This window comes from Rahnella sp. ChDrAdgB13 (genome assembly GCF_017655185.1).
GTDB lineage: Bacteria > Pseudomonadota > Gammaproteobacteria > Enterobacterales > Enterobacteriaceae > Rahnella > Rahnella contaminans.
Genome location: NZ_JAEMGT010000087.1, coordinates 1 through 24,230, shown reverse-complemented (window position 1 = coordinate 24,230; position 24,230 = coordinate 1). Strand labels below are relative to the sequence as shown.

Here is a 24,230-nt window from a genome sequence, read left to right as displayed (position 1 = left end):
CCCACTTGCACCGCCAGAGCAGGCAGTAACAAAAGAAGAGCTTGTAGCTGTGCTCCCGCCACCATTCCCACCTGTTCCGACCCCTTGAACGAATATCTTTTTCGTTCCAGCAGTAGGCGTGTACGTTCCGCTGGCTGTTATGTATTTCACAGCCAACAACCGCCCGGGTCCCGTTAGTGATAACAGAGCAGCCAGTAGTTGTGCATCATTTGCCGGGTCAAGTGTCAGCCCTGCACCAGTGACGACATTGGCAATTTCTCGCTGCACGGTATTTAACCATGCCGCCTCAATAAGCGTCGGGGCGCTTCCGGCAGCGACATTGCCATCTGTCCATTCTCCGTTAGCATCTGCTGTAGAAGTAACACTTCCAATTTTTTGCATAGAAATTCCCTCGCCAGTAAAGGCGCTTATCAGTTTTAAGAAACAAATCAGTTGTTAGTTCGAATAACCAAACTTCACAATGGTATGAGATGGCGCCAGCGCATTGAGACGACACTCAAGGCGTTTATTTCCCCATGAGCGCAATGGGTCACCCGCATAAGACCGGCCAGCCTGAGCATAGGAAATCGTTGTTTGGGGGGCGGTGACCAGCCATGTAAAAGGCCAGTTTTCACCGTTAAGCGCATCGCCGCAGACCGACATTCCCGCCCGTGCCTGGCGGTAAACCGTCACGGTAATGTCATAACCCAGCGCTTTGGCTACGCCAATAAAATAGGCTGCTGATTGCCCACCCGTGCTGAATAACTTCGAGACCACTGACTTTTGTCGGATCGCGATACTGTCATTTTCTCCAATAGCGCAATCATCAGGCAAACCGAGGGTCTTCTCCCAGTCGGTTAACATAATGGTTGCCGTCGCCGGAAACGCCCCGGTCAGCAATGATACTGCTGCATCATCACTGTCCTGATATGACTGTGCCAGCGCCCGCAATACGGCCGTTTGAACACCATCAGTTTTGCGTGACCATACCAGCCCGGTCGGCATTAAATTTTGCAGTGCTGACGTGTAATCTTCCAAAGTAAACCGGCTCATGTGTAAGTCACCGTACCCCTTACCGGCAATTGCCCGGTCGTGGTGGTAATATTTGCCGAGGGAGATGTCAGGATAAACCCACCCGTACCGCTGACATTACTGATGGCAATCAGCAGATCAGACAGATAAATAGTGGCCCCCTGAGGGTTGCCGGACTCAAATAACACCCCATCAATGGCAGCGGCAATCGCGGCCGTTGTTGTACTGTCAGCCGATGTCAGGCCACTAATCGTAAAGTTGATGGTCGTTTTAATTGGCGAACAGACATACACCAGTGCCGTGACGGGCTGAAGGGGATAGATATAGTCCGCCACTCTTTTTTGATCACCGGTGGCCTTGGTGCCCGACCAGCTGTCGAGTGAGGAAATACCATCGGTACCCACGGGAAACCCATTATTCGAGGTATCAGTGCCGTCAATCATGATATACACGCCAACGGTACCGGCCCCCATAAGCCTGCGTACCGTCCATGCCCGCGTAACACCTGCTACGGCAAGCGCCCAGGCTTCATAGTCATCATCATTTCCGCCCTGAGGCGTATTCTGATAGGCCAGCAGTGTACGCGACCGGAAAGCATCTTCCGTTTCGATATCCGCACCGTCGGTAATAGCGGTACTGATGGTTGCCGTCGAATCGACACCTGAAATACTGACATCCAGCGCCAGCTGTGTACCTGCCGGGGTATTCCCCGCGTTGCCCCCACCCGTCGGGTCGTCATTTGGATCAGGAAGTACCGCGGTGATCGAGCCGGTTGCCGAGCCGGATGACCCAATATCAACCTCCGCATCCGTCGTGTACTGATACCCATCGCCCCGGTTTAATACGGTACCGGCCGGAAGAGTTGCCCCGGCAGTGCCGGTGAAAATGGTGGCGTTGTTAGTCCCGGCGTTGGCCGCTTTTTGCGTCACACTTTTTAAAGCCGCCCAGCCTGCAAGATTTTCATTCGTCGCGCTCCAGGGCACTGACTGCTTCGCAATCCAGTCCAGATAACCGTAATGGAGATAAGCCAGACCTGCATCTGCGGTGCCGAGGATGTTCAGATTAGAAAACCGTAACGGCGTGCCTGTTCCTTTTAATTCTGATTCAATCGCGGCGAGATTACGCGCGCGCAGCTCGGTGAGCGTTGGCCGGTTGTATGGCATCGGTTAAGACTCCCAGACCCAGAAATAACGCTTCGACACAGCGTCCTGTCCTGGCTTTTGGTAGGTGATAAAAAGGTTAAGGCGGTTTGGATACACGATTTGTGTGACGGGCGTGATACTGGCGACCACGCCGTCATCCATAAGCCACTTCAGCGCCTCAGCGGCAAAATCCTGCGCTTTGTTTGCAACAACCAGCGTCAGTTTCTGACGGCGCAACAGCCACAAACGTGACCCGATGGGATAGCCCTGATCCTGATCGCCCCACCATCCGCGGCGGTTATCCCCATCGTATTCGTCATCTTCCCGCGCCAGCCGGTCGGTAAAGAGACTGATTAGAATGGCCGTCTCGAGGTCATCGCCAGACTGCAGGTCACCGGATACCTCAGCCCAGTCGCCAACAGATTGTTCGGCATTCCAGAGCGTTGTAATGTCAGTCATTCAACTAACTCCCCGGGTTTTTCGCTCGTAGGCGATGAACTGCCGCTCTGCACATTTTTAACAACGTGATCGTGCGTGTTGTAAGTGTCGCGCAGATCTTTCAGCGTGGTGGTATTGCTCCCAGCGTTATCAATGATGTCCCCGGAACATTTCAGCACCGGCGTGTCCGCATAGATTTCTTCTGAAGCGACGATGGTCACCTTCGTTGAGTTGATCACTGTGACCGGCTTGCCTTTGGCATCTATCTCTACCCCTTCCTCCACCAATTTAAGGTGCATACCCCAGAGGTTGTAGAGGATTGTTTCGCCCGGGCTCAGGCCGGTTTTGCGGCTACCTTTGTGTCCGGAAGCAATCACCACCGCGTTTGAGCGGTCACCGGAAAGGTAGGCAATCAGCACGTCAGCGCCATCCGGCAATGCAGAGGAGAAACCAAACTCCATCAGGCGGGGCGTATCGCTGCGCACTTCCAGCGGCGTCTGATACTGCACCTTCTGGATACCGCCCTCATCATTGGTCAGCGATACGCTGCCGACGCCGAGCATCATCATCGCCCGGCGGTAAAGCGTGTTGAGTATCGTCACCTGTTCAGCTCCTGAATGACGTTGTAGAAACGGTAAGGCTGAACCGAAAACGCCGCAGGCGGCATCAGTACCATCTGCGCCACCGTGCCCTGGTCGTCTTTAATAAATGTGACTTCAGCCAGCAGCCACAGCACGTCATTGATGCCCATCTTGGGGATGTTGACGGGGATCAGGGTATTGGGTTCCCACAGTTTGCCCGCGCTGTCGCGCCAGTTATCAATGGTGACCTGCAGCACCTTAGAGCGGCCATAACGCCGGTTCATTTCCCAGTCAATCGCCTGCTGCGCCAGCGCGGTGGTGTTCATGGTGCTTTCGACAATGATGATCCGGTTCCGGTATCGCATTTTGGCAACGTCCGGGTCATTCGCGGTGGCTTTGGTCACGGCGCCATAACCGCTGTCATCAACCAGCGGGTTCACCGTCATTGAGACACCGGTATACTCGGAAAATCGTTCATCCATCGAGGCCTCGTAGGCCGCTGCTTCAATGTTAATACCCTGTGCCACCCCGCTGGCTGCTTTTCGGGTACCTACACGTGTCAGGTAGAGACTGCCATCCGGCAGGTCATAGTAGAGAAGCGCCGCCCAGCGCGTGATGCGGTCAATGATTTCCTGCGAGCTTTCTCCCCAGTTCAGCGTGAACTGGGGGACATTTTGCATATCTGTCACGTCGCTCGACACGGTGATCCCATACGGCGCGGCCAGACGCTGCGCAATCTGCAACGGGGTAGCGCCGGTGATCACGTTGTTGTCCCATTTGGCAGAGCAGTCCACCAGGTCTTCGCACTTACTGCGCCCCGTTGCCCGGACTTCGTGCCTCGAGGCGGATATCATCGGCGCCCACCGGTCGATATAACCGGTAATAACCGTATCGCTTCCAAGCTTTACCACGCAGGCATCGCCTTCTTTGACCAGTTGCTGATCATCACTGCCGGGAAATTCATCCATCAGCGAAAGGTCGAAATCGCTGGGAAGGTGATCAATGCTTCGGGTCACGCGCACAGAGTCCCAGCCGGATAGCACCTTGCCGCCAACGGTTAACGTCATTTCATCGTTCATGAAGAAAGCGCCCTGAAAGTAAGCGGCATAAATGCCGGATGAACTGGATCGGCCATTTTTACCAATCCTTCTGTACGGCCCGCGTCCTGATACAACCGGTTTGCCAGATTAAGCGCGGGAAGCGCCGTGCTGAATGCCACCGTGGAAACGTTCGCCAGCTGCGCCCCTCTCTCCTGAAGCGTAGTTTTGACCGTTGTTTTAAGATTTGATAACTCGCTGAAGACATCGTCATAACCGGCATCGGCCGCCGCCAGTGACACCGTATCGATCACGGTGACCACGCGCTGAAGAAGTTCAGCGGCATCGTCATAGCTTACAGGCTCGTAAAGAGACGCCGCATAGGCCATTGCGCCAGCGCTTAGCGTGATGAGGTAAATTTGTGCCGCAGAAGCAATGCTGCTGTCGCTGCTGTCCGGTCGGTAAGTGGTATCCGTGAACGCCGCCAACGTTTCAAACAGGCGAACCAGATCCAACCCTTTGGCCTCACTGGACAGTAATGCATTGATCACATCCTGCGCGCCGCTGGCATATGCCGCGACGCTGACTGACGCCAGAAGGCTTGCCGTGACATCCTGAACTTCTGCCCGGTTTTCGACGGATGCCGCCATTTTTTGCGAAACCAGCAGGTCATAATTTTCCGTGTCTGCGGTCGTCGTCGCGGTATTTGTCGCCCCGGAAGCGTTCCCGCCCACATCCCCCGTGTTGTAACGCCCATAACGGCTACTACCAAACGTGGATTTCAGTGTATTGCTGAGATTCGTCGCCTCATTGGCCGTACGCGTCACCATGCTGGTCCAGAATGAAACCGTGCTTTTCAGCGTTTTTATCGCCTGCGTCACCGTGCGTAAATCAGAATTGACCTCCGCAATAAACGTGGCCGCCGTTTTGGCCGCCAGCGCCAGCCAGGACGTCTGAACCGTTGAAGCGGCTGAGACCGCGCCGGTCACCGCAAAAACCCGAAGGCCGGACTCAATGACAGTGAGAGAGAATTCAAAAACCCGCTCGGAGTCTCTGCTTTCCCGCAACTTAAGGCCACCATCGGGGATACTGACCGTCAACTCACCCAGCGTAGGATGCACCAGCGTGCCAGCGCCAGCGCTTTCACAGGCGGCGATAAGATTATCCCGCTGCGTCATGACATCAGCAGCGCTGTAGATCAGGCTGGACTGGATGATGAACCCGTTTAGGGTGAGGCGGCGGGTAGAGCGTCCCAAGTCTTCGACCCAGACCGTGTCGCGATAGGGGTATTCGTGGACGGCCTGCCGGCGGCCAAAGTTGCCATCCGCATCAATAATCGCAAAGGGCACGCCGCGAAATGACGCAGGATGGATGTGATCCTGCCAGTTCCAGCTGTCGCCCGAAAATCCTAGCAGCGAAGACAGCGCATTTTGTAACAGTGGCATCAGATCCCCCAGAAATCAAAAAACCGCCGAAGCGGGTAACTGATCAAATATCAGGATGGTTGTTTTAAGGAGACAGGAATATGTTGATATTTCAACTTATACAAGGATGATTTTATGCTGCACACAGTTCACTTTTTATGCCCTGTAAATGCCAGTACAATTAGCCATCTTCAGGGCGTTTGCCTTGATGCTCTTCGTAACGGTGCTAGCTCTATTCAAATTCATTTATCGAGCGGTGGTGGGGATCTAATTTCTGGCTTTACTGCATACCATTTTTTGAAATCCCTTCCAGTTCCTGTAATTACGCATAACATCAGTAACGTTGAATCTGTCGCTAACGTCATTTATATGGCCGGCTCTGAACGCCGAGCCAATCCAGGTTCACGATTTATACTGCATCCTCTATCTTGGGGCTTCGGTGTCGCAGCGGCAGATCACTCCAGGGTTGCAGAGTGGGCAAAGTCCCTTGATAACGATTTCGAGCGTTTTGTTGAGGTTCTCAATAGCGAGACGCAAAGAAACGATATCGACTGGGGTGGCATGATTAACGCTGCCACCATATTGGATGCCGAGTCCGCCGCCGCTAGAGGCATGGTGACATCTATTGCAAGTGCAACACTGGCTGATTCCACCCTGAATTGGTGGGTTACCTGCTGACATAGAATTTCTCCATAAAAAAGCCGCCGAAGCGGGTCAGGTTGATATTTATGGCATCGACATTGCCGTGGTCACTTTCCCTCCGGTTCCAGAGATTTTTTTCCGTTCGCCTGTACGGTCATTAATCAGCGTCAGTTCAATTTCACTTTTATTGTCTTTCAGCACCTTAGATAATACGTCGGCTACCTGTTTGACATCGACGCCGCCGGAAGCAACTGCCGAAGAGGATGATGGCGCGTTGATATTCGTTTCGTTATGGGTATTTAAATTACTTCCCGAAGTTGAGTCTTCCGATACTGTTGGACTACTCTCCATGGACGTATCGTAAAAATCGGGAAGCCCGGGCATTACTCTCCCCAGATAGTCGCGCGTCTCTTTCGGTGCATAATTAAGCCCCTGATTGCTCACGTTCCCAGGCCCCCAGTTATAGGCAGCAACCGCCTTTTTCATATCTCCGCCGAACTGGGTAAGAAGATCGGATAGATAGTGGGCGGCCGCTTCAGCAGATTTTCCGGTATCCATCCGGTCAGCGCGATTATTAAGCCCATATTGCTGCCCCGTAGCCGGCATAAACTGAAACGGGCCTTCAGCACCAGCAGGAGAAAACATATACTTCCCACCGGCAGACTCCGCCTGATAGACGTTATTAAGCGTGCCTTGCGGTAGTTTATATTTTGACTCTAATTGTGAGAATAGTGGGCCATTCACACCGGGTTGCTGAACATTATTTGGAGGACTGGCATACAGTCCCTGCACATCCTGTTGTAGCTGGCTGGCCTTATCCGTCGGGCCATAAAAACTGTTCAGTTTTTTGACCAGATCGCCGGAGGCATACCCCAAACGGAGATCCAGTTTTTCATCCCACGACAGCGTTTTCTTAAACGCGTCATTTTTTTGAGCATCTCGCAGCCGGTCGGCCTGCTTTCCCCCGCTGTTCCACGTCATCAGGGAACCCACCGTTGCGGCATCGAACCCGTGCTGCATTATCTGCGAAGCATCATCAAAACTCTTCTGAACTATCGGGGCCTGCCCCAGCCACGCCTGCCCCTTCATCAGCATGCCATCCCACGACGCTGAAATCTGGTTGACCTGGTTGCGAAATGCCAGCGCGTTCTGCACATCTTTATCACTGAAAATCAGACCGTCGCGCTGCGCCTGATCTTTAAGGCGCCGGACCTGTTCAGTGCTTTGCCGCAGGTAGTTCAAAAGCTCGGGGGAGAACTGCCCCACCTGCGCAATCACTGCCTGCCGGGCGGGGGACTGTTGAAGCATGGCCTTATTCAGGTCATCCATCAGTTTTACAACGTCAGCCATACCCTCCTTGGTTTTGCTGATCTTGACGCCCATCTGCGCCAGAAGGGCATTAAAAGGATCATCACGACCGTTAAGCGCATCGTTAGCACGCTGGTAAAGACCGGTCACAGAGCTCTCCGCAGAATCCCGCGTGGCCCCGTTTTCAATCATGGCACCGGTCAGCTCCTGATAGGCCCGGGTCGTTGCGCTGATGTTTTTGGCGGTAGTATCAATTTTATACCCAGAATCCGCATACTCTTTGATCCCCGTTTTGACACCGTTTATGACCGTGGCCAGGCCGCCTAATCCTAAAGTCAGGCCGCCCACCATTTTCAGCGGCGGTACAAGATCCCCGACAAACTGCACGCCATCCCGCGCATTTTTTGCCAGCTTCTCGAGGCGCCCGCTGACTTCATCAAGGCCTTCTGCGGAGCGACGACCGCCGAGCTGCACAACTTTTTGCGCATCATTGAGCTGGGGAGTCAGTTTCTTCACCGCATCATCGATGTTCTGAATAGACTGAGAAACCTGATCGTCCGCTTTCAGCTGGAAATCAAACACATTAGCCATTAATCGCGTTCCTTTAACTTATTGATGCGCAATGCCTGATCCCGCCACCAGTTGAGCTTCGACCACGTCAGCCCCCAGCCCTGATCTGGCCCCCAGCCGTAGTAATACGTCACATCGGCGATGCGCTCACGCCACCTCCCGCCATCGGGGAGAAGTTTAAAAAACCCAGCATGTAACCCTCGCAGCGTTTGTAGTCCGTAAACGGCAGGCGGTTAATGACCTGCACCGGAATGCCGGAGATTTCAGCGATAAGCGCGGACATCGCCGCCAGACCGCCTTTCACTGTCTGGGTTTTATAAAACTGGTCCACCTGGTCAAGACAGGGTTCACCAAGATCAATACCCGCCCAGTTTTGCTCACCTTTGCCATCCTGAAGGGCTTTTGGCAGCACGATCACCGTGCTGCTTTCAACCGTCGTGACGGGTTCGGGGAAGTAATTTAAGAAGGTGAGAAGAAATAACTCACACTGTTTGAAAGTGGTAAATGGCATGCGCCTGACAACCTGCGGCGGGATCCCCGATAACAGCGAGATAAGGAGCCCCATCGCGGCCAGCGCGCCGTCAGCCTTCTGCTTATCAAAGAATTGATTCACTTCGATGAGCGCAGGTTCATGCAACGGAACGCTTTCCCAGACCAGTTTACCGCCGGCATCCGCCAGCGGTTTATCCAGAGGAATAACGATACTTTTTTCCTGCTCTTCCACGATCAGCTCTCCACGACTGAGAAGCTTTCCCAGCGGACATCGAACACGGCGTCTTCACTGTCCACTTCCTGCGATTCGACCGTCCACATCCCGGTGCCGATAATCGTTTTACCGTTGGCGAGTTCAGCCACAACGGTGACATCGGTCATGTCGTTAAAGTCCGCCACCGTGGTACCACCGCTGTCGCGAACCTGACAGGAGATATACGGCGCGGAAGGCTTTTCCTTATAACCATGAACGCGGTCCATCCCGGTCAGGGTTTCGCGTTTAACGGTTGAAGGACTGTATTTGAACTGCCCGGCGACCATGATTGTGACGCCATTGGTCGTCACCGACGCGGTGCCCGCCAGGCGGTTGGAGGTATCACCCATTGTTATTCCTTACGCCGCGGCTTGCAGGCGGAACTGGTTAAGAAGTGCAAATACGCGCAACTGATTGATCAGCACGCCGTCCCATAACACGTCGACGCGGTTCGGGTTGGTCGTGCTTTTCGTCACAATCAGACCGGCGGCGAAGGCTTTGGAATCCTGCACATAGCCGTTGTACTCCAGCTGTGTGTACTGGGCGATTAGCTCAGCCCGGATAATATTCGGCGTCACAATCGCAGATCCCGGGGCAAAGCGTGTGCCGTCAGCGGCCAGCTTCATGCGCGCAAATTTCGAAGTGATCTGCGTGCGGATAAAGCGGGTGACGAACATCAGAAGGAACAGCGTTTCCACCTGCAGATAGCTGTCGTCCGCATCCCCGTATTTATTGGTCTGATACGTGGTGATCAGGTTTTCCACCTGCACAGAATTGTCATCAGCTACCGTGAAGGTCGAAATACCGCTGTAAAGCAGGTTGTTCCGTTCGGTCAGTTCGAAGCGTGAAGCCAGCGGCGGTGCCAGAACGCCGGAAATTGTGAGTGTTTGCAGAGGGCGGCCCGGATCGTTACGGAGACTTCCCGCTACTGCGCCTGTGGTTGCAGCTGCCCAGACATAAGCCGGCGTTGGCGAGTCATAAACGCCCAGCAAAGTAGCGTGCTGATCGTTGCGCGCCTCGCCGAGCGTGGTCAGTTGGCCATAGGTGCCAGACACGGCACCAAAGACATGCCCGTAAAGCTGCTGCGCGTAGCTCCAGCGGCCGGTGCTGTCTGACAGCAAACTCTTAAGCACATCAAGAGAAGTCGTGTCGGTGTAAGGGGTAACAATGAAATCAAAGGTCCGGTCACCGAGGTTTGCCAGCGCGGTCGTCATGTCCGGTGCGCCAGCCCCGCCGGTGAGGGCGGTAAGCGTAATACCCAGGCCATCAGGCGTGGCTTCCCCGCCCGCGCTTCCCAGATAATTCAGGCGCAAATCGATGCTGTTGCCATGCGCGCCTTTGTTCTTGGCCGTCAACGTAATGACGCCGGCGGCCGATGCAGCCGTTACCGGCAACGCAATGGCGGCATTGATCGCTGCCGTCAGCGCTGTGGCCATTGTGGTCACATTATCGGTGCTCAACACCGTGGTCTGTACGCGCTGGCCCGCGATATACAGTGAAATCACACCGGTTTCACTCGGTGCTGTGGTCAGCGTAATAGTGCCGGTAGCCGCCGCCATCGATGCTCCATCGATAAGCGGGAGCAGATAAATTTCTGCTGAGGTGTCGTTTGCCAGATACGCCACCATCTGGTTATGCAGCACCGAACCGGCACCATAAATACCGGCAGTGTTCGATGCTGATGATTCGATAACCGGGATATTTGGGTTTACCGCGGCGTTCGTCAGCATCTGACCAATGATCAGCGTACGCTGGGTCGCCGTTGCGGTATTCGCCTGTGAGTTATCAAACTCGGCATAGAAAAGCGGTGTCCGCAGATTGCTGGGGATATTTTGAAAATTCATTAGCTCGCACTCCCGGTGTCCGTTGAAGCGGCTGATTTATCAGTGGTGGCCGTCGCGTCCGCGCCTTTTACAGCCGCCGGCGATTTCGCTGCCGGTGCGGAAGTGTCAACGGTGATCACATCCCCGTCGCGGAGCCGGCGGTTCCAGAACATACTTTCAGCGACCTCTGCCCCTTCTTCGGGCAAAAAGGTGCCTTTAACCGGATCGCGCACAGTGCGCCCGGCTGCGGGTTTTACAAACATGGGATACTCCAGAATGTTATTGAGGCAGGTCGATGGTGACGCCGACTTCCGGCGTGCCGTCAGGCTCGATAATAGTGACGTCGATCCCTTCAAGCGGGTCCGCTTCGATAGGGTAAAATTCTTCCGGGCCCTGGTAATACTCGATATCCAGTTCCATCAGTAACTGGGCGGTATGTCCTTCCCCGGCCGCGCTGATATCAATCGTGGAGCGCAGCTGCAAAAACTGCTGAATCTGCCGGGTCAGGTCATAACTGTTGATCACTGCCCGCTCGATTTGTTCGCGCAGCTGCTCCAGCGCCTCTTCGGCTTTTACCGCCCCGTTGTCCTGATCAATTTCATCGAGTTCCTGCAGGCGGCCGGTGATCCGGACGGTGGTCACGGTCGTAAACTGCGGTACGTTACGCCCGAGGGAGTTTTTCACATCGAAGGGGGTTTGCACGAGAATAGCGGGATACATATCCTCAGACGTGGCCCAGTCGCGCGGGGAATAAACGCGATCAAGGGCGTCCGTCTTTCCCGTGAGCGCGCTGATGACGAGCCCCCGCAAAGCTGCTGCATTCATACCTTCACCCTGTTAAGAATAAGCTTTGAACCGCCGTGGCTGTCCGGCTGGACATCGGCGATGGTGAACAACGTGTTCACCGGCTCGCCGCCGACCGTGCCGATAAACACCCGGTCCCCCTTCTTCGGCGGAACGCGGAAATCACCGTCCAGCACACCCAGGACGGGAGACCTCGTGTTTACCGTGCTGCCGTCATCCAGAGGTTCAACCTCCTGCGTATAGGCGCGGTCGAAAATACCGCTGATGGTATAAGCCGCACCGCCCGCGGGCCGGAAATCAACCGGGTCACCAAACACCCCATGTAACGGCCTGAGCAGATGCTGATCCCAGTTGATGCTCATCAGGCCGCTCCGTTCTCAGGTGTCGGGGTTGCCGGGTCTGAGGTGGTAATGGTGGTTTGACTGTCTGTCTGGGTCACAGAAACTTCCTGCGGGCCAGCGCCTTCCAACTCCTGCTGCAAATCAGACAGAGACTTCACGAAACCCAGAGCAATGAGGCGCTTTGAATCCGCTTCTGATAACTGGACACGCGTATTCTGAGCGTATTCCTCGCCATCATGGCGAAGATGTTTTCCTTTGAGAACAACCACGCTGACCAGGTCAGCGGCCTCAGAGGCCGCTTCGCTTGTTTTATCTTTTGCCATGATCACACCACCGTCGCACAAAGGGCCGCGTTAACCCGGCTTGGGATAACGATTGGGGAAGACTGCATCATCAGAAAGCGCTGGGCAGGGTCTTCTTTCAGCCAGCTTTTCGGTGCATAAGCCATCGGACCATAGTTGAAGGCAGGATCCATAATTGCCCCAAACGCTCGGGTACCCATCAGATCAGCGCCAGACATGATCACCGAACCATCGGCAAGCATCGGGGTTTCAATGCCGGTATCCGGGTCAATGAACCAGTCGTTGTAAAGCCAGAGGTCAAACTGACCCCAGCGCCCTTTATATACCGCCCCCTTCTGCACACGTGCACCGGCGTCAATCTGGTTACCGAACGGGCTCAGTGCAGGGAACACAATGGCGTTATCTTTGATGGTGGTGTCCAGGCGAAATGCCTTCCAGGACTTGTTGGTGAAAACCAGATCAGTCGGCGCAGCGCCTGACTTTTGCAACACCAGCGTCTGCCAGGTTTCAATGTCGTCAGAGGGCTGGGTGTTTGTCGTGCCGGCGGCAAGACTCGTCGGCCATTTATCAGACCCGCTGAGTGCAATGGTCAGGGACGGGTCGCGGCCAAAGTCAACAACAGTGGTCGGGAAGCCTTCGCCTTTAATGGTGACGGTACCGGTAGACAACGCACTGCAGCCCATCCACTCGAGGCGGCGATTAAGAATATCGATCTGGTCACTCATCTCGAACTGGATGTTCAGCATTTCACGCTCAGCAGCGGTGTATTCACCCCCAATGCGCTCGCCAATCTGGCGGCGGATAGGTTTACGCAGATCGGGCGCGCGCTTATCTTTGATGTAAGCAGGCTTGAACTTGTCGGTCTGATAACGGCGGCTTTCGACCAGCTTACCTTCGACTAAAGGCGAGCAAAACGGCGCCATACGACGGAGACCCACGTCTACATCGATCGCCACATATTCATCGTTGCTGGTCTCGATGTTTGGGAAAAAACGGTCGAGGATCCAGTTTTGTGACGTCATCAGGTTAGGAACCAGCCCGACAAGCGACACCGTATCGTAAATAGATTGAGACATAGCGTGTTCTCTCTGTGTCCCGACCTGCTGGCCGGGATAAAAAATGGATGCATAACGCCCTGCCCGGTAAAGGGCATGCGAAGAAGGCGATTTATAGGGGAGCTACGTTTTAGCTGGCAGGCGCCTGAACGCTGTCACGCAGGAAAATACCGTAAGAGCGGAGTGCCGTTTTAAGCGCTGCCAGCGTCCAGCTCGCATCAAATGTGATGCGGTTCTGGTTAATTTCAGCCATGAGATAGACACCGGCCAGTACATCAGCAACCGTTGCATTTGCATCATCTGCCAGAATAGCCTGCGGAACCTCGCTACCATCAGTGGCAGTCGCCACACTCAGGGTATATTTCCCGGATGCCGTCACTACGCCCAAGACAGTACCGCGCTTATACGTTGCTGCTGATCCAGTCAGAATGGTGACCGTATCCGAGACAACCTGCAAAGGGCCGGACAGCAACTGATCCGGAATGAAGGTGTCATGTTGAACGCCGGGCACCCAGGCGTTTTGTCCTACCTGATTCACAGTCATTATTTTTTACCTTTAACCTGGTTGTAGAGAGCGGCCGCACGAGATACCACGGAATTTGCTGAAGGGCCACCGTTGTCAGCGTTACCCAACTGGTGATTTTCAACTTTAGACATGCGTTCATCCAGTGACATACGGCGGGGCTGAGATGCGACCGGTGCAGGACCAGAACTCGCCATCACCCGGATTGCTGCAGCGGAACTCATGCCGGTGGTAATAGCCAGTGAAACGGCCAGAGGGCCTTTACCCGCGGCATATTTACTGCCGAGAATGCGGGAAATGCGATTGCGCTCGGCGCGGCGGCCTTTTTTGACATCACGATCGTCTTCATCGTCGTCACCGTCATCTTCGTCGCCTTCGTCTTCATCGGCGTCCGCATCGTCGTCGTCATCATCCGCGCGGCGACCTTTGGCTTTTTTAGACTTCTCCTTGTCCTTATCATCTTCGTCGTCAGAATCATCATCTTCTTCTGCACGCTGAGATTTTTTTGACTTGTCTTTATCATCCTGATCGTCGTTGTCGTCCTCTTCCGCAAGACGGCCTTTGGCCTTTTTGGACTTTTCTTTTTCGTCTTCATCATCTTCTGACGCGTTAGCACCGCGGCCAAAAAGGTGACCAAAACCTCTGATTTTCATTGACATCGTTACTCTCCAACTAGTTGTAATAAATCGCGGAATGCCGCATCAGGCGAGGCCACTTGATCAGCCAGCCCCAGTTGCACACCGTCGGCGCCAAGAAAACAGGCGGCTTCGGTATCCCGGACGGTTTTCTCTGTGATCCCGCGATTGCGGGAGACGGTACTCACGAACAAACGCCCCATTTCGTCAATATCTGACTGAATGGCTTTACGCGCCGTTTCGCTTAAAGGTTCATACGGATTGGACTCGGCCTTACGGTCGCCAAAGGTAATAATGGTGACCTGCAGGCCGTCATTTTTGATTTTCTGCGACCAGTCAACGTGCATCACAATGACGCCGACAGAACCGACGCCGCCGGTGCGCGGGACGATTATCTTGTCCGCCGCACTCGCCAGCGCGTAAGCAGCGGAATAGGCACTTTCGGACAAAATGGCCCAGACCGGTTTACTGCCGCGCGCGGCATAAATTTCATCGACGAGGTCAAAACACCCCGCGACTTCGCCGCCGGGCGAATCAATGTCCAGACAGATGGCTTTCACTTCACCGTCATTCAGTGCCCGCAGGAAACAGGCGCGAATGCCGTCATAGCCGGTCATCCCGCTGTAAGGCCGCAAGGTGCCGAGCTTTTGCACAAGCGTCCCCTGAACCGGGATAATGGCGATACCTTCCACCACGTCATAGCCCGTATCACGGGCCTGTCGGGAGAATGAATCGTCTTCGTCATCCCAGTCAGACATGGACTGAATGCGCGTCAGGCCAAAACGGTCAGTCAGCGCCGCCATGACCACTTCGGCCTTTCGGGGATGCAGCGCCAGCGGCGTGTTAAACAGGCGCTGCGCTAAGTGCGGTAAATTCACTGTGCCTCCGGGTCTTTAATTGTTTGAGGTGCAAAGGTGTCCGCCTGTCCCCATGTCGGAACCGGCAATCCACGTTCCTGGAAGGCTTCGATTTCGCGGGCGCGCTGATCGAGGAGCTCTTCCCAGTCTTCGCCGACGTTTTCTGAGACTTCCATTTCCAGCGTTGACATGCCGGAATCCATGCCGAGGATCGCGCCTTTTTTCTCAGCAACGGGGTCAACCCAGCCGCGACCGGGTCCCATCCACTGAGCACGGCAATACGCCGCTTTGGCCGCCAGAAATTCCGGCGCGCCAGCAGGAAGAGGTACCTCACCAATATCGTGGAGTTCTTCGATAAAGCTGCTGAAGATAGGCTGGGCAAAGCCGCTGGCAAAATCATCGCGGCGGCGCGTCAGGGTTTTCCAGGCTTCCAGCATGGCAGAACGGGCTGAACTGTAGTTCACATCAGACCAGTCCTGCGTTAACTGCTGGGTTGAAATACCCAGGGCTGCGGCCACGTTACGTAATGCTGCGCTCTCGAACGCTGCAAAGTTACTGGTTGGCCGCGCCGCATTCACGGTGTCAATCTTTTCCCCGGGGGCAAGGATTGGCATCCGGGCACCGCTTTGCAAAGAGATGCGTTTATCATTGTGATACTCGGTACGCATGTCCTGATAAGCCAGCACGTCGTCCGTCTGAAGTGAATCAGCGAATAATCCCGGGTCATAGGGCGAGGTGATGTACGCACCAAACACGGCATTGAGGATTGAGGACTCCAGCTCTACCTCATCGTATTTGATCAGCATTTTCAGGCGCTGAACGATGGGCGTAAAAATACTGCTGCCCCGATGCTGTGCAGCACGATCGCCGTCAAAGTCATGCACGACAATCGGCCGTCCCCAGGCGGTTTCACGCCTGACTCGTTCCCACGTCATCGTTTTTTCAGCACTCCACCAGTCACCCATGTGGGCTTTGCGGATGTGATACGCCACCGGCACGCCGTCGTCGTCAATTTCTACGCCGCCGCGGATGTTCAGCATATCGAATACCTGCTGTGGGTTACTGAGCCGGTCCGGGTCAATAATCTGTATGGTCGTTGCATAACGCGCACGACCGTGCCCGAGCCGATCCGTCCGGTATTGCAGAACCGCCAGCGCATCGCCGTCCACCAGTTTGTGGCGAAAAGCCAGGCGCAGCATCTGAGATACCGTTTTTTTTCGCTCAACGTCGCAATAACGACCAGGATCATTTGCCCAGTTACGCCACGCCGCCTCAACGGCCCGGCCGTACTCATCCGCCCATTTGGCATCAAAAGCTTTCAGGCCGGTTTGAAGCGAAAGCGCGCGATAATCCACTTTGGCGATAGGGCGAAAATTAGCCCCAACCGCATTGTCCAAAATGCGGGTGACGCTGCCTGATGCCCAACCGTCATTACGGGCCATGTCGCGAACGCGGGAAACAATGCGATCGCGGTAGATATTGACTTCGTTATCCGGCGACCAAAGCGCGGGCTGCCAGTTCGCCATCGCATCGCTGAAAGAATCCGCGGCGTCATAAGGCACGCGGCCGGAACCGTTCAACATGGAGGCCTTTCGGTTCGATGGGGGTAAGGGTCGGCCGTTTGGCCCGAGAATTCTGACCTCTCCGCTTTTCATCAGTACCGAAACCTTAACGTCACGCGTGGACGTTTAACGATGCCTAACTGAGCCTGAAGAAGCTGGATCAGCGCGGTGAGCTGTCCAATATCTGTCTGTTGATAAGCGACCGAGCGCGTACCGTCACCCTGCGTGTAAGAGAAAGACACGCCCTTCGCACCCGTCGAAAGCTCGAGATAGGCCTGCTGTGCGCTGGTCAGTGCAGCCTGTAACTGGTCACGCGTCATCGCACCAGCTAACAGGCTGGAGTTTGGATTAAACATAGAGGTCCTTAAGCGAGGCGCTTATGCAAAGGTTTACGCTGAGGTTTCTCAGGTTCGGTAATAATGACGCCCGGCAGGCGCAGATTTTGCTTTTCTTCGGGATCGGCCGGAGGAGGCAAAAGCTTACCGGCGTCTGCAGTGATACTGTCAGCCAACCCGTTGAGTTTCAGCCCCATATACATCAGGCCGCACAGCGCGCCGTAAGAATAGACCCGGCAGTCCAAGGCTTCGTTAGCCCTGCCCGGTAACTGCTCCCAAACACGGTATCGCTGCCCGCCGGCCGTTTTCGTAACCGAGCGCTCAGCCAGTAACTGGCCGAAATAGTTAAGGTCACGATCCACAGGAAAATGCATAAAGCCTGCTGAGGCGGTACCGGCTTCAGGGGGCTCAATATGCAACCTGGCCCGAACAGAATCTTTTGCCGCATTCACGCCCAGAATAATTGGCCGAAACTGCGCTTTACTGCGGGATGTGGGCTTTTTGGTCGGCCAGACCGGTGAACGTTTACCCCCGCGGGCGGACTCACCTTTGATGGCCCAGATCCGACGACCCAGACGCTCTTTGGCAAACTCATAAACCTTCTGTGTGTGATGACCGCCGGAGTCCATGCAGGCCGCCATTAAGGTGAAACCGCGACCGTCGGCGCGACGCCATACCTGCTTGAGATAGGCATCAAGCCTTTTCCATGGTTCATCGGTTTCGAGATCCCCCTCGATGACGTCATAGGCAATCGACCAGCTTTCTTCGTTACGGCCCCACCCCACCACTTCAATCTCGAAGCGCCCGTCTTGCGTATCAATGCCGGCAGTGATCGCCGCAACGCCGTCAGGCACTTCAGCGGCGTAGACCTCACACCGCTCAACCAGTTTTCTTTCACTCAGGGCTTTTTCGCCGCGGTCTTCGTAGACTTCCCCCAAGACCAGGTTGATAAACGTCTGACGCATCAGTGCATCGTCTTTCACCCTCAGCCATTCGGCCACCAGATGTTTCCAGGCCGCATTCGGAAAAAGGCTGTAACCGGCCCAGATATGAAATCCTGCGTGCCCCTTAAAAGGCCGCGTGGCGCGCCACTCTCCCTGTTTTACCATCACTGACAGGTCATTGTGATGGATCACGCACCCGGAATGCCGGCAGACGTAGTAGGCCGTTTCCGGTAAACTATTTCCCTCTTCGTCTTTATCCCACTTGATGCCGTATGGCGTATCCGGGCCGCCCCATTCCAGAACCTGAAACTCACCGCAGTGCGGGCACGGCACGTTGAATTTGCGCTGGTCACTTTCGCCATATGCCTTTTCAATGCGGGAAATACCTTTCACCGTCGGGGTCGAACCCAGCACTATTTTGCGGTTCCAAAAGGTTTCGGAGCGTTTGATACCCAGGGCAATCTGGTCACCCTCAGTACCGGCACCGCCGGAGGGATACCCGTCAACTTCATCGAACAAAATCACGCGGCAGGTGATACGACGGAAACCACCCGGACTGTTAGCGCCCACCAGCGTCAGGTTTGAGCCGTTGAGAAACTGTTTTTTAAGGATGGTTTGGTTACTATCTTTTGCCTTACTGTCCCCGGCAATGGCGGCCAATACCGGAGTATCACGCAGCATCGGCGCTATTTCGGTTTTGCTGTAATCCTCGGCATCTTCTACGCGAGGCTGCACAACCAATATCGGTGAAGGATCATGCTGGAGGTAATAGCCCACAACATGATCGAGAATTTTGGTGTAGCCCACACGGGCCGATTTCATTACCGAGACTTGGGTCACCAACGGGTCGGTTATGGCATCCATCATGCCATCCTGATATCCGAAAGAACGGAACCGGCCAGTCTGCGCGCTGGTCTCTTTCGACAACACTGCGAAGGTATTGGCCCACTGGCTTAATGACAGCGGTTCAGGTGGGGCAATATCTCCACGTCGCAACTTTAACTCTGTGACAAAATTCCCCCAGGCGGCTGAGTTAGTCGGCACCTCGTTTGTCATCTGCATCAAGGCTCAACTCCTCCATTGCCTCATGAACCACCTCCTGCAGCGCCGACACGAACTCTGCATCACTGGTGGTCGAGGCAAGCACCCGCAAGCGGGGGCCATGTTCGGGAGCAATCGCAATAAGACGGGTACGCATGCGGGAATACTCTTGCCCAACGGCGGCGATCATCTCTTTGTAAGGGAGTACCTGGCCCGATTTAATCTCGTATTCAAGCTGGGTAAGTAAAGCCAGAAAGTTTTCTTTCAACGTCCGGGCTTCATCGAGCGTCATCTTGGCACCGCTGTCAGCGATCATGCGCTCGACAATTTTAGTTGGCGACTCATGATGATCTGCCGGCGTTTTGTTACCCAAGTTGTTACCCTTGGACTTGTTACCTGCTCTGTTACCCTGTTTGTTACCTGCGGCACTTTTATCGTTTTTTTTCGCGGGCCGGGTAACAGTTTTTCTATACCGTTCAATGTTGGCATTTGATGCCTTCACATCAATGTCATCACCATCAAGAACCAGCCAACCACGGGCTTTCCAGGTGGTTACCGTCTTGCGGCTGACACCGTGAAGTTTGGCAAAATCTGACTGGTTCATGTGTTACCTCAGTTGTTACCTGTTACCCAAATTTCAAAATTTCATAGCTAGACGCAGAACGCGGCGCGCAATGCCCGTGTATTAAAAAGGTCCGGGGAAGGACCCATTTTTTATTGAGAGTTGTTATCACCTTGCGGTGCGCAGTGCTTCATCGATCGCCCTGCTCAACGCGGCAGGCATCAGGCCAGCAGCCATCTTCTCAGCCCTGTCCATGTATCCCAGAGTGGGTTTGACAGGGAGCGCATCGCCGAACCGGATCAGCAGCTTGGGCATTGGGTTCTTAGCCCGGGCGCGGTGTGTACCATTGGCTGAACGCTTCTGGCGCTTTTTGCCTTTCTTACCCTTCTTCACCTTCACTCGTTGCCAGACACCGTTAATTCCATCGATATCACCAATGAACACATCTGGCTTTGCTTTGAGTTGTGAGAGTTTATTGCGCGACAGGTTTCCGTATTTGTTCAGCTTGACGGTTTTAGGGTTGAGCAGCGCCTGACCATTAAGTTTATGCACGCCGCCAAATTCCAAAGGTTCCAAATAACCGGCAGCAATATCGCGAACAAATACTTTAGCGATCAGGTTATCGCGCCGCGCCCCCGAAGACCCAATAGAGTTAACCGTAAATGGCGTCGGGTTCTCCAATTTCCGCTGGAATGCAGTCTTCTCTGCTGCGGCTATCTGCCGGGCAACACTGGTCAGTGCCTGTGCTGTTGCAAAGGGGATTTGCTTTTTAAGAGATTGGAGTTTGGCAGAAAGGTCTTTGGTATCAGCCATAATCGCTCCAATAAAAAACCTCCCGAAGGAGGTTTATGTTTTATATCAGGTCGCCAATTTTCTTAGCTTTCACTGTTAGTATGGCTCCAGCAATGCCGTTAACAGAGCCGGATAGGCTATACCCGCCAGGGCCTTCTGCAATACTGAGATTGATGGTGTACTCATTCACGCCATGAAAGATATTCTGAGCATTAGGGTTGTGCTGAAAAACATGCAAATCCAATTTTTCACCATCAATTTTACCTTGGTAGGTAAAGCCAAAATCACCGCCGTTAACGGAGCCATCCTTCACAACTACGGTACCATTTCCTACGTCATTCTGATTGCTGCTGAATACAACAAAGTAAATACCGTCTTTCATTTTAATCCCTTAGAAGTTCAGCGCACTCAAAATTGGGTGCACAGAATCTATTGTTGCTCTCAGGGCATTTTTCAACCTATTCAGCAATAAATATTTCAGAATGTGTATTTATCAGAGGTACTTCTTTGCCAGTTCTTTTAGCTCGTCTTTTGCTGCTTCGCCCAACTGAGCTACTCCGCTTTCAATGAAGCTTAGTGCTGCGTCAAGGTCGGCTACACCGGCTTTGGCTTCTGCTGCTGCATCTACAACCGGGGTTGGGTCAACAACAGAGGACACTGGCGCGGGAACCGCAGCAAAACTAACCTGTCCTCTGACTACCGTACCGTCAGTAGCTGTGACTGTTACAACGGAGCTGCCCGCAACTGAACTAACGATGCTTGCTGTAATTTGGCCGTTTGCATCGGTCAGTGCGCTAGTAGGGCTGATTGCCGCACCATTATCAGCAGTTAAGTTTACTACCGCGCCGGACTGAACCGCGTCAGAGTCATCGGTCAGCGTAACCTGAACAGTATTAGCCGCCAAGCCATCGGCAAGCTGATTGTTGATAAGTAAAGCGAGCGCTAATTTCACGGTATTTTCCTTCGGTTGAATTTCAGTCACTGCGACTGGGGTATAAAAGAAACTGATGAGCCATAGAAATATGCTCTTTAGCTTTGTCATTTCTGTCTGGCCTCTTCAATTTTCTTGATGCCGGAAAGCTGGGAATTGCAGTTTTGCAGGTCGGTCAGCAGCAGTTCATTCCACTGCACTGACGCGCCGTAAGTTAGCGGGTCACTTGGTGGCGGCGACGGCTGGCACAGCGCCAGCAGGCTTGCTGGTATCGGCGTTACCGGCACCTTTATGTACTGCGTTGTAACGGTCGAGCACCCGGTTATTTGCGCGAGCAGGCACAACAACAGAAGCGCAAGCATCGCCCGCAAGAGCAGCTTTGATGTCAGTCTGGGCCGTCTGTGAGTCCAGTGTGTTCGCATGCTGCTCATCCAAAGTTGCCCCTGCGATAGTGTTGAAGATGCTCATGGCCTGCGCCTGCGCGTTCAGGGTGAATTCCGCTGAATTCTTGGCTTGGTTAGCCACTGAGATTTCTGACTGCTGGCTGATGGTCTTGCCGTAATAGTGGAAGGCGGCCCAGAGCAGAACGCCGATAATGAGAAACAGCAGCGCGGTGATGACAACCCGAAACCAGTTGATCATGGTTAGCCCTCCAGGCAGAGCACTTTCTCTTTCTCACGGCGGATAACGAGGCCCGGCAATTTTTTACCACCACCATTAACGAAATCAGGCAGATGGTTGCACATCATTGGCCAGTTACCGGCCTGCGCGTATTTGTGGATTGAGGTTTCAAAGCGTGCTTTGCGGGCGGTGCTGTAATAGCTGCGCAGGCTGGCACACCCCATGTTGAAAGCGGCCGATGTCATGGCGCTAAACTGGTTATCGTTCATGTCCCGTCCACGGAAATAAGTATTTATGCATTTTTCCGCGTCCAAAATATTTTTCTGCCAGTCGGCGGCGATCTGCTGATCGGTTTTCCGCGTGCCGGGTTTCACGTCGTGGGTATTTCCTATTCCGTCAGTCGGATATCCCGCAGGGCAAACATAGGGTTCTCGGCGACATGCTTCCGCGTTGCCCATCAGTTCGAGGCCCTGCTCATTCGTTCGAACATGTCCGTTTGAAACCACAATGGCAATGATCGCCATAACGGAACATACAGCGCCAGCAGCACCGGCTTTTCTGTTGTACGCCATAGTTATTCGCCACCTTTCGTTCTGAAAAGACCGCGTTTTTCTGGTGGCTGCTCGATAATTCCGGCATCGACACCTTTCTCGTAGGCGCGCGTTCTGCGCCAATCAAAATAGGTGCTCGTGAGAAACGTCGCGATACCAATGAGGAAGCCACCAATGACTGCTATCTGGTTCCAGTCGACATGATGCAGCCAATTAGTCAGGCCACCGACAAATACCAGGAACGCAGAAACGCAGTACGAGAAGAATGCCGCTATTTTTTCTGGGACCATTTTCATAAGTTCCCACCTCCCATAAGTGAATGGGCTGTGTTTCTGTAGTCATAAAAAAAGGCCACGCAAATGCGTAGCCTGAAATGTAGTGCGGGCGCCACCCCGCTGCGTTGGCGTTTTATTCTTTACAGTGCTCATTTTTCTGGGTGGCAAAGCCGTGAAATACCCACCTACTGGATCCAGACACTCACCACACAATTTCTGATGTATGATTATTTTTCACACAGCAAAAAGGTGGTTATATGATTCACACTATACATTTTCTATGTCCAGTTAACGCAAGCACAGTGAGCATTTTGCAAGCTCATTGTTTGCAAGCTTTAGTGAAAGGTGCGGAAAGCATTAATTTGCATATATCCAGCTCTGGAGGCGAAGTTACGTCAGGTTTCACTGCTTATAATTTTATAAAAACACTGCCTATCCCAGTGAACACTTTTAACATAAGTAATATTGATTCTATTGCTAATGCTATCTTCTTAGCCGGTACACAACGATTTGCTAACAGCGGATCACGCTTCCTTTTGCATCCTTTCCAGTGGAATTTCGGAGGTATGCAAAGTGTTGACCATGAAAGGATGCGCGAATGGGTTGGAAGTCTGGATCATGACCTAGCACGGCTTGTTGGTATTTTCGACAAAGAAACTACGAATGCTGAGGAGCGGGGCGACTGGAACGCTCTTATTAGAGAATCCACTATCCTTGACCCTGAAAGAGCTATCGCCCTTGGCCTCATTGAACGTGTGGAAGAGGCAACTATCCGGGACGCCAATTCCACCTGGTGGATAACTTGTTAACATAATATTGTCCTCTTTAATCAGATTAACAGATGTATGAGGGAGTCCTTATTCAGCTCAAGGGCTCCCTATTTTATAATCAGCCCCAGAAATGCAAAAACCCGCACATAGGCGGGCTCAGTTAACATTCAACTACCAACAAATGATGCGTTAAGTCATTTGCATTCAGCATCGAACGAACTTAATTTCACTTAAAAATTATTTTAATATTTAAAAATTTATACATATCATAATACGTGATGTTGATGTTGGCCTACCGTTGGCAGCCTTACTTATGCTCTGGAGTATAAGTAAGGTTTTTTTATATCCAGTTCCGTACAAAATACAAAACTACCCCAATTCGGCTTTCTGGGCTTACATTCGGCTGAGCCCTGAAATGAAGAAATCACCGCGCACGCGTCAAAACCATCATCACAGAACTCATGCGAATGCGCTTTCCAGTCACTCCGGGTTATCCCATCTTCGCAGACTGGAAAGCTTTGTTCTTTTAACGTTGTGGTGCCGGGTGCCTCCCGGTGAACCGTTGGTCAGCTAACCGTGGTTCGCTGTCTTCACTACGAGGGGATTAG

General features: G+C 53.5%; 30 protein-coding genes and 1 pseudogene. 2 read left to right on the top strand and 29 right to left on the bottom strand.

Annotated elements, in window-relative coordinates:
- From J8X26_RS20410 to J8X26_RS20380, 7 genes and pseudogenes are all read right to left on the bottom strand, one after another.
- Positions 1–381: pseudogene (locus J8X26_RS20410) on the bottom strand (phage tail protein); the annotation flags it as partial.
- Between the two features lie 54 nt (positions 382–435).
- Positions 436–1,032, bottom strand: coding sequence for a YmfQ family protein (locus J8X26_RS20405; RefSeq protein ID WP_208951798.1), 597 nt, complete (start codon positions 1,030–1,032; stop codon positions 436–438).
- Positions 1,029–2,174, bottom strand: coding sequence for a baseplate J/gp47 family protein (locus J8X26_RS20400; RefSeq protein ID WP_208951797.1), 1,146 nt, complete (start codon positions 2,172–2,174; stop codon positions 1,029–1,031). The genes J8X26_RS20405 and J8X26_RS20400 overlap by 4 nt, the downstream gene beginning before the upstream one ends.
- 3 nt (positions 2,175–2,177) lie before the next feature.
- Positions 2,178–2,612, bottom strand: a complete 435-nt coding sequence (locus J8X26_RS20395) for a phage GP46 family protein (protein ID WP_208951796.1) — start codon at positions 2,610–2,612, stop codon at positions 2,178–2,180.
- Positions 2,609–3,157, bottom strand: a complete 549-nt coding sequence (locus J8X26_RS20390; protein ID WP_208951800.1) for a phage baseplate assembly protein — start codon at positions 3,155–3,157, stop codon at positions 2,609–2,611. The genes J8X26_RS20395 and J8X26_RS20390 overlap by 4 nt, the downstream gene beginning before the upstream one ends.
- A gap of 32 nt (positions 3,158–3,189) precedes the next feature.
- The gene (locus tag J8X26_RS20385; RefSeq protein WP_208951795.1) at positions 3,190–4,251 is read right to left on the bottom strand and encodes a phage baseplate assembly protein; all 1,062 of its coding nucleotides are present in this window, start codon (positions 4,249–4,251) and stop codon (positions 3,190–3,192) included.
- Positions 4,248–5,654, bottom strand: coding sequence for a DNA circularization protein (locus tag J8X26_RS20380; protein ID WP_208951794.1), 1,407 nt, complete (start codon positions 5,652–5,654; stop codon positions 4,248–4,250). Before J8X26_RS20380 ends, J8X26_RS20385 begins: the two co-directional genes overlap by 4 nt.
- A 114-nt stretch (positions 5,655–5,768) precedes the next feature.
- On the opposite strand from J8X26_RS20380, the gene J8X26_RS20375 reads away from it, so the two are divergent.
- Complete coding sequence (locus J8X26_RS20375) at positions 5,769–6,311, top strand: ATP-dependent Clp protease proteolytic subunit (protein ID WP_208951793.1); 543 nt, start codon at positions 5,769–5,771, stop codon at positions 6,309–6,311.
- Between the two features lie 48 nt (positions 6,312–6,359).
- Here the strand turns inward: J8X26_RS20375 and J8X26_RS27995 are convergent, their stop codons facing one another.
- The 22 genes from J8X26_RS27995 to J8X26_RS20265 form a co-directional block, all read right to left on the bottom strand.
- On the bottom strand, positions 6,360–8,165 hold the full coding sequence (locus J8X26_RS27995) for a lytic transglycosylase domain-containing protein (protein ID WP_208951792.1): 1,806 nt from the start codon (positions 8,163–8,165) through the stop codon (positions 6,360–6,362).
- Between the two features lie 118 nt (positions 8,166–8,283).
- The gene (locus tag J8X26_RS20365) at positions 8,284–8,877 is read right to left on the bottom strand and encodes a phage tail assembly protein (RefSeq protein ID WP_208951791.1); all 594 of its coding nucleotides are present in this window, start codon (positions 8,875–8,877) and stop codon (positions 8,284–8,286) included.
- A gap of 2 nt (positions 8,878–8,879) precedes the next feature.
- Positions 8,880–9,248, bottom strand: a complete 369-nt coding sequence (locus J8X26_RS20360) for a phage tail tube protein (RefSeq protein ID WP_095921538.1) — start codon at positions 9,246–9,248, stop codon at positions 8,880–8,882.
- A gap of 9 nt (positions 9,249–9,257) precedes the next feature.
- Entirely contained in the window at positions 9,258–10,742 is a 1,485-nt protein-coding gene (locus J8X26_RS20355; protein WP_208951790.1) for a phage tail sheath subtilisin-like domain-containing protein, read from the bottom strand.
- Positions 10,742–10,984: a DUF2635 domain-containing protein gene (locus J8X26_RS28095; RefSeq protein ID WP_208951789.1), complete on the bottom strand. Its 243-nt coding sequence runs from the start codon at positions 10,982–10,984 to the stop codon at positions 10,742–10,744. The genes J8X26_RS20355 and J8X26_RS28095 overlap by 1 nt, the downstream gene beginning before the upstream one ends.
- Before the next feature lie 16 nt (positions 10,985–11,000).
- On the bottom strand, positions 11,001–11,546 hold the full coding sequence (locus J8X26_RS20345; RefSeq protein WP_208951788.1) for an ATP-binding protein: 546 nt from the start codon (positions 11,544–11,546) through the stop codon (positions 11,001–11,003).
- A complete protein-coding gene (locus J8X26_RS20340) occupies positions 11,543–11,887 on the bottom strand; it encodes a hypothetical protein (protein WP_208951787.1) in 345 nt (114 codons plus the stop codon). Before J8X26_RS20340 ends, J8X26_RS20345 begins: the two co-directional genes overlap by 4 nt.
- Positions 11,887–12,189 carry a hypothetical protein gene (locus J8X26_RS20335; protein ID WP_208951786.1) on the bottom strand — a complete coding sequence of 101 codons (303 nt, stop codon included), beginning with the start codon at positions 12,187–12,189 and terminating at the stop codon, positions 11,887–11,889. Before J8X26_RS20335 ends, J8X26_RS20340 begins: the two co-directional genes overlap by 1 nt.
- Before the next feature lie 2 nt (positions 12,190–12,191).
- On the bottom strand, positions 12,192–13,244 hold the full coding sequence (locus J8X26_RS20330) for a major capsid protein (protein ID WP_208951785.1): 1,053 nt from the start codon (positions 13,242–13,244) through the stop codon (positions 12,192–12,194).
- Between the two features lie 109 nt (positions 13,245–13,353).
- Positions 13,354–13,767 carry a head decoration protein gene (locus J8X26_RS20325; RefSeq protein WP_244370736.1) on the bottom strand — a complete coding sequence of 138 codons (414 nt, stop codon included), beginning with the start codon at positions 13,765–13,767 and terminating at the stop codon, positions 13,354–13,356.
- Positions 13,767–14,405 (bottom strand): DNA primase, encoded by a 639-nt coding sequence (locus J8X26_RS20320; RefSeq protein WP_208951784.1) that lies wholly within the window; start codon positions 14,403–14,405, stop codon positions 13,767–13,769. Before J8X26_RS20320 ends, J8X26_RS20325 begins: the two co-directional genes overlap by 1 nt.
- Before the next feature lie 2 nt (positions 14,406–14,407).
- On the bottom strand, positions 14,408–15,259 hold the full coding sequence (locus tag J8X26_RS20315) for a S49 family peptidase (RefSeq protein ID WP_208951783.1): 852 nt from the start codon (positions 15,257–15,259) through the stop codon (positions 14,408–14,410).
- On the bottom strand, positions 15,256–16,821 hold the full coding sequence (locus J8X26_RS20310; protein WP_244370734.1) for a phage portal protein: 1,566 nt from the start codon (positions 16,819–16,821) through the stop codon (positions 15,256–15,258). Before J8X26_RS20310 ends, J8X26_RS20315 begins: the two co-directional genes overlap by 4 nt.
- A gap of 71 nt (positions 16,822–16,892) precedes the next feature.
- Positions 16,893–17,156: a gpW family head-tail joining protein gene (gpW, locus tag J8X26_RS20305; protein WP_095921526.1), complete on the bottom strand. Its 264-nt coding sequence runs from the start codon at positions 17,154–17,156 to the stop codon at positions 16,893–16,895.
- A gap of 8 nt (positions 17,157–17,164) precedes the next feature.
- The gene (locus J8X26_RS20300; protein WP_208951781.1) at positions 17,165–19,141 is read right to left on the bottom strand and encodes a phage terminase large subunit family protein; all 1,977 of its coding nucleotides are present in this window, start codon (positions 19,139–19,141) and stop codon (positions 17,165–17,167) included.
- Entirely contained in the window at positions 19,113–19,724 is a 612-nt protein-coding gene (locus J8X26_RS20295; RefSeq protein ID WP_208951780.1) for an RNA polymerase subunit sigma-70, read from the bottom strand. Before J8X26_RS20295 ends, J8X26_RS20300 begins: the two co-directional genes overlap by 29 nt.
- Positions 19,725–19,850: 126 nt before the next feature.
- Complete coding sequence (locus J8X26_RS20290; RefSeq protein ID WP_208951779.1) at positions 19,851–20,495, bottom strand: hypothetical protein; 645 nt, start codon at positions 20,493–20,495, stop codon at positions 19,851–19,853.
- Positions 20,496–20,535: 40 nt separating this feature from the next.
- The gene (locus J8X26_RS20285) at positions 20,536–20,856 is read right to left on the bottom strand and encodes a GrlR family regulatory protein (protein ID WP_208951778.1); all 321 of its coding nucleotides are present in this window, start codon (positions 20,854–20,856) and stop codon (positions 20,536–20,538) included.
- A gap of 111 nt (positions 20,857–20,967) precedes the next feature.
- Positions 20,968–21,516 (bottom strand): Ig-like domain-containing protein, encoded by a 549-nt coding sequence (locus J8X26_RS20280; protein WP_208951777.1) that lies wholly within the window; start codon positions 21,514–21,516, stop codon positions 20,968–20,970.
- A 111-nt stretch (positions 21,517–21,627) separates the two neighbouring features.
- Entirely contained in the window at positions 21,628–22,047 is a 420-nt protein-coding gene (locus tag J8X26_RS27715) for a hypothetical protein (protein WP_244370732.1), read from the bottom strand.
- A 2-nt stretch (positions 22,048–22,049) separates the two neighbouring features.
- Positions 22,050–22,598 (bottom strand): lysozyme, encoded by a 549-nt coding sequence (locus tag J8X26_RS20270; protein WP_208951775.1) that lies wholly within the window; start codon positions 22,596–22,598, stop codon positions 22,050–22,052.
- A gap of 2 nt (positions 22,599–22,600) precedes the next feature.
- Positions 22,601–22,873 (bottom strand): phage holin, encoded by a 273-nt coding sequence (locus J8X26_RS20265; RefSeq protein ID WP_208951774.1) that lies wholly within the window; start codon positions 22,871–22,873, stop codon positions 22,601–22,603.
- 236 nt (positions 22,874–23,109) lie between these two features.
- Between J8X26_RS20265 and J8X26_RS20260 the strand changes: the two genes are divergently transcribed.
- Complete coding sequence (locus tag J8X26_RS20260) at positions 23,110–23,661, top strand: ATP-dependent Clp protease proteolytic subunit (protein WP_208951773.1); 552 nt, start codon at positions 23,110–23,112, stop codon at positions 23,659–23,661.
- Positions 23,662–24,230: the final 569 nt, after the last annotated feature.

What these genes read in the sequence shown, in the direction of transcription:
- J8X26_RS20340 (WP_208951787.1), bottom strand. Translation starts at nt 11,887, where the DNA reads ATGAGCATCAACTGGGATCAGCATCTGCTCAGGCCGTTACATGGGGTG.
- J8X26_RS20380 (WP_208951794.1), bottom strand. Translation starts at nt 5,654, where the DNA reads ATGCCACTGTTACAAAATGCGCTGTCTTCGCTGCTAGGATTTTCGGGC.
- J8X26_RS20385 (WP_208951795.1), bottom strand. Translation starts at nt 4,251, where the DNA reads ATGAACGATGAAATGACGTTAACCGTTGGCGGCAAGGTGCTATCCGGC.
- J8X26_RS20375 (WP_208951793.1), top strand. Translation starts at nt 5,769, where the DNA reads ATGCTGCACACAGTTCACTTTTTATGCCCTGTAAATGCCAGTACAATT.
- J8X26_RS20295 (WP_208951780.1), bottom strand. Translation starts at nt 19,724, where the DNA reads ATGAACCAGTCAGATTTTGCCAAACTTCACGGTGTCAGCCGCAAGACG.
- J8X26_RS20405 (WP_208951798.1), bottom strand. Translation starts at nt 1,032, where the DNA reads ATGAGCCGGTTTACTTTGGAAGATTACACGTCAGCACTGCAAAATTTA.
- J8X26_RS20390 (WP_208951800.1), bottom strand. Translation starts at nt 3,157, where the DNA reads ATGATGCTCGGCGTCGGCAGCGTATCGCTGACCAATGATGAGGGCGGT.
- J8X26_RS20335 (WP_208951786.1), bottom strand. Translation starts at nt 12,189, where the DNA reads ATGGCAAAAGATAAAACAAGCGAAGCGGCCTCTGAGGCCGCTGACCTG.
- J8X26_RS20270 (WP_208951775.1), bottom strand. Translation starts at nt 22,598, where the DNA reads ATGGCGTACAACAGAAAAGCCGGTGCTGCTGGCGCTGTATGTTCCGTT.
- J8X26_RS20280 (WP_208951777.1), bottom strand. Translation starts at nt 21,516, where the DNA reads ATGACAAAGCTAAAGAGCATATTTCTATGGCTCATCAGTTTCTTTTAT.
- J8X26_RS20345 (WP_208951788.1), bottom strand. Translation starts at nt 11,546, where the DNA reads ATGAATGCAGCAGCTTTGCGGGGGCTCGTCATCAGCGCGCTCACGGGA.
- J8X26_RS20395 (WP_208951796.1), bottom strand. Translation starts at nt 2,612, where the DNA reads ATGACTGACATTACAACGCTCTGGAATGCCGAACAATCTGTTGGCGAC.
- J8X26_RS20320 (WP_208951784.1), bottom strand. Translation starts at nt 14,405, where the DNA reads ATGTCAATGAAAATCAGAGGTTTTGGTCACCTTTTTGGCCGCGGTGCT.
- J8X26_RS20360 (WP_095921538.1), bottom strand. Translation starts at nt 9,248, where the DNA reads ATGGGTGATACCTCCAACCGCCTGGCGGGCACCGCGTCGGTGACGACC.
- J8X26_RS20265 (WP_208951774.1), bottom strand. Translation starts at nt 22,873, where the DNA reads ATGAAAATGGTCCCAGAAAAAATAGCGGCATTCTTCTCGTACTGCGTT.
- J8X26_RS20310 (WP_244370734.1), bottom strand. Translation starts at nt 16,821, where the DNA reads ATGTTGAACGGTTCCGGCCGCGTGCCTTATGACGCCGCGGATTCTTTC.
- gpW (WP_095921526.1), bottom strand. Translation starts at nt 17,156, where the DNA reads ATGTTTAATCCAAACTCCAGCCTGTTAGCTGGTGCGATGACGCGTGAC.
- J8X26_RS20400 (WP_208951797.1), bottom strand. Translation starts at nt 2,174, where the DNA reads ATGCCATACAACCGGCCAACGCTCACCGAGCTGCGCGCGCGTAATCTC.
- J8X26_RS20300 (WP_208951781.1), bottom strand. Translation starts at nt 19,141, where the DNA reads ATGCAGATGACAAACGAGGTGCCGACTAACTCAGCCGCCTGGGGGAAT.
- J8X26_RS20260 (WP_208951773.1), top strand. Translation starts at nt 23,110, where the DNA reads ATGATTCACACTATACATTTTCTATGTCCAGTTAACGCAAGCACAGTG.
- J8X26_RS20355 (WP_208951790.1), bottom strand. Translation starts at nt 10,742, where the DNA reads ATGAATTTTCAAAATATCCCCAGCAATCTGCGGACACCGCTTTTCTAT.
- J8X26_RS28095 (WP_208951789.1), bottom strand. Translation starts at nt 10,984, where the DNA reads ATGTTTGTAAAACCCGCAGCCGGGCGCACTGTGCGCGATCCGGTTAAA.
- J8X26_RS20290 (WP_208951779.1), bottom strand. Translation starts at nt 20,495, where the DNA reads ATGGCTGATACCAAAGACCTTTCTGCCAAACTCCAATCTCTTAAAAAG.
- J8X26_RS27715 (WP_244370732.1), bottom strand. Translation starts at nt 22,047, where the DNA reads ATGATCAACTGGTTTCGGGTTGTCATCACCGCGCTGCTGTTTCTCATT.
- J8X26_RS20285 (WP_208951778.1), bottom strand. Translation starts at nt 20,856, where the DNA reads ATGAAAGACGGTATTTACTTTGTTGTATTCAGCAGCAATCAGAATGAC.
- J8X26_RS20325 (WP_244370736.1), bottom strand. Translation starts at nt 13,767, where the DNA reads ATGACTGTGAATCAGGTAGGACAAAACGCCTGGGTGCCCGGCGTTCAA.
- J8X26_RS20330 (WP_208951785.1), bottom strand. Translation starts at nt 13,244, where the DNA reads ATGTCTCAATCTATTTACGATACGGTGTCGCTTGTCGGGCTGGTTCCT.